Annotated in this window: 1 protein-coding gene; it reads left to right on the top strand. The window is 71.5% G+C overall.

Features of this window, described 5'->3' with window-relative positions:
- Positions 1–862 precede the first annotated feature (862 nt).
- On the top strand, positions 863–2,353 hold the full coding sequence (locus ACSNOD_RS30240; RefSeq protein WP_436770274.1) for an MFS transporter: 1,491 nt from the start codon (positions 863–865) through the stop codon (positions 2,351–2,353).
- Positions 2,354–2,815 lie beyond the last annotated feature (462 nt).

Consider the following 2,815-nt stretch of genomic DNA (forward strand, 5'->3'; position numbering starts at 1 on the left):
GGCCACGCCGAAGGCCGGGGGCCTTGGTCCGCGCCTTCGGCGCGGGGGCGGTTGGTTGTGGTCGCGCGCCCGGTGGTCGGGTGGGGTCGGGGCCGCACCGGGGCACGGGCCGCCCGGGTGTGAGCAGTTGCGGTACAGAACGTGCCGTTGAGATTGATCAGGGTCCGGCTGGCGCCGGGGGGACCGAGCCGTCCGGCCGCCGGATGCGGACTCGACGGGGGCGGAGGGTGCCGCCGGTGTCCTGGAGGACGGCGAAGTTGGCATGGGCGGCCTCGACGGCTCCGGGCTAGCCTCGCGTTTGGCGTGCGGGGTGCCGGGGCGCCACGGTCGGCCGGGCCCCGCGGTCGGCGGGCGTGGGCACGCGCAGGAGCTCGCCGAGCCGGGACACCCTTGTGAAGCGGCCGGCGTGGCAGGCGCCGGCAACCGCACCCGTGCGCGAGCCGCACGGCGACCCGGGTTCGGCCCGGCAGCGCGGGCAGAGGTGCCCGGGGAGGCTTCTTGAGGCGGTCGACCGGCAGGGGCGAGCCCACTAACCGGTTTGCGTGCGGAGCCTGGAATGTCCTACCGTCGATGAGTTCCTGTGCCGAGGTGTCGGTGGCAGGGGCCGGATTTCCTGTTCCTTCTGTGTCGATCTTGAGGTGACGACTTATTAACCAGGCCATGTAGCCGTCCGCGTTCCCCGCGTGCTGTTGTGTCGCACGTGTCCGGGGGCGGACGTCGCGCTGGCCTGAGTTGCGTCACCCTCCCCCACAGTTTTCTTCCCGGGTGCAGCTCTGCCGTCTGCCCCGGGTTCCGTGTTTTCCGGCCCCGGCGCGGCCGTCGACAGAGCTCCCCGATTCCTTTGGATCAGGAGTTTCCCGTCGTGTCTTCCTCCGCGCTCGACAACGAGCCGAAGCACACCACCCAGCCCCCATCCCAGCCCCCGACCCAGCCCGCACCCGGTCCGTCGAAGATGGGCCTGGCGGCCTGGATCGCCCTCTTGGTGCTCCTGGGCGCCGAGCTGATGGACATGATCGACCAGTCGGTCGTCCTGACCGCCCTGCCCGCGATCCAGGAGTCCACCGGCGCCGGACCGGACACGGTGCAGTGGCTGACCACCGGCTACTCACTGCCCATCGCCGTCGGGCTGATCACCGGCGGACGCCTCGGCGACCTCTACGGCCGCCGGAGAATCCTCCTCATCGGCACCGTCGTGTTCACCACGGCCTCGCTGCTGTGCGGCCTCGCTGCCGGGCCGGGCGTGCTGATCGCCGCCCGCGCGCTCCAGGGCGTGGGAGTGGCCGTGATGATCCCGCAGATCCTGGCCACCCTCCATGTCACCTTCGAGGGCCGGAACCGCAGCAAGGTGTTCGGCCTGTACGGGGCCGTCATGTCGCTCGCCAATGTCGTGGGCCCGGTGATGGGCGGTCTGCTGACCGAGGCGGACCTGTTCGGGCTGTCCTGGCGGCCGATCTTCCTGGTCAACGTGCCCGTCGGCCTCGCCGTGATCCTCCTGGGGCGCCGGTTCATCCCCGAGTCGACCGTGAAGAAGGCCGACCGGCTCGACCTGACCGGCATGCTGCTGTCCGCGCTGGCCATCGTCCTGATCGTCTTCCCGCTCACCGAGGGCCATCTGCATCACTGGCCGCTGTGGTGCTTCGCCCTGCTCGCCGCGGGCCTGCTCGTCCTCGGCGTCTTCCTGCGTCACCAGAAGCGCAAGCAGGGCAACGCCCCGCTCGTGCCTCTGTCCCTCTTCCGGGGCCGGCAGTTCTCCGGCGGCATGGCCGCGCAGCTGATGCACGGCCTTCTGTGCGGGCTGTTCTTCATGACCTGGACGCTCTACCTCCAGCGCGGACTGGGCATGAGCCCCTTCCATGCGGCCCTGGCCTTCGTACTGCTCTCCGTCGGAGAGCTGGGCGGTGCGACGGTCGTGGCGAGGAGCGGCGGGCGTTTCGCCCGCCGGTTGCCGCAGGCCGGAGCTCTCATCGCGCTCGCCTCGATGGCCGGCTACGGGTTCCAGATCCACGCGGGTCAGGGGGATCTGACCCTGCTGGCGATGACCGCTCCGGTGGTACTGATCGGCTTCGGTCTCGGCATGGTCGGCGGCCCGCTCGCCGACATGTCGCTGGCCCGGGTCCCGCATGACGACGCGGGGTCGGCCTCGGGCCTGTTCAATACCGTCATGCACCTGGGCATCGCCCTGGGCACCGCGCTGACCGCCCTGGTGTTCTTCGCGACCACCGGCGGCTCACCCGAGGCCGCACTCAACCGCGACGCGTTCATCACCGTGCTGTGGTGGGTCGGCAGCCTCCTCGCCCTGCTGTGGGCCCTGCTGTTCTGCCTGCCCAAGCAGGCCGACAACCAGGCCGACTGAGTGCCCCTGGGCCCCCGCCGCGACGGCGTCCGGGGCCCCCTTCTGCAGGGTCAGCCGCCGGTAGGTGTCGTCCACCGGGTCGACCAGGGCCAGCAGGTGCGTGGTTCTGTCGATGCGGCCGTGGCCGCCGGCCGGCCTCTCACCGTCGGGCAGGTCGGCCCGCCAGAACCGCTGGTCGGCCAGGTCGCGGTCGCCGTAGGCCGGGGTGTTTTCCCGCCCCTTCGGGGCGGGGGGTGGTGGGTTGCGGTCGTGCGCTCTGTTCGTGGGTGGGTCGGTGCCGCACCGGGGTACGGGCTGCCCTCCGGGCGGGTTTGCGCGACGACCGGGGTCACGTTGCCTGTGACGTGAGCGCGTTTGCCCGCGCCTTCGGGGCGGCCCCTCATCCCCCCGGCCGAAGGCCGGGGTGTTTCCCGCCCCTTCGGGACAGGGCGCTGTTCCTACGGCCTTCGGGCCTACCCCCTT

Source organism: Streptomyces sp. URMC 123, from assembly GCF_051386515.1.
GTDB lineage: Bacteria > Actinomycetota > Actinomycetes > Streptomycetales > Streptomycetaceae > Streptomyces.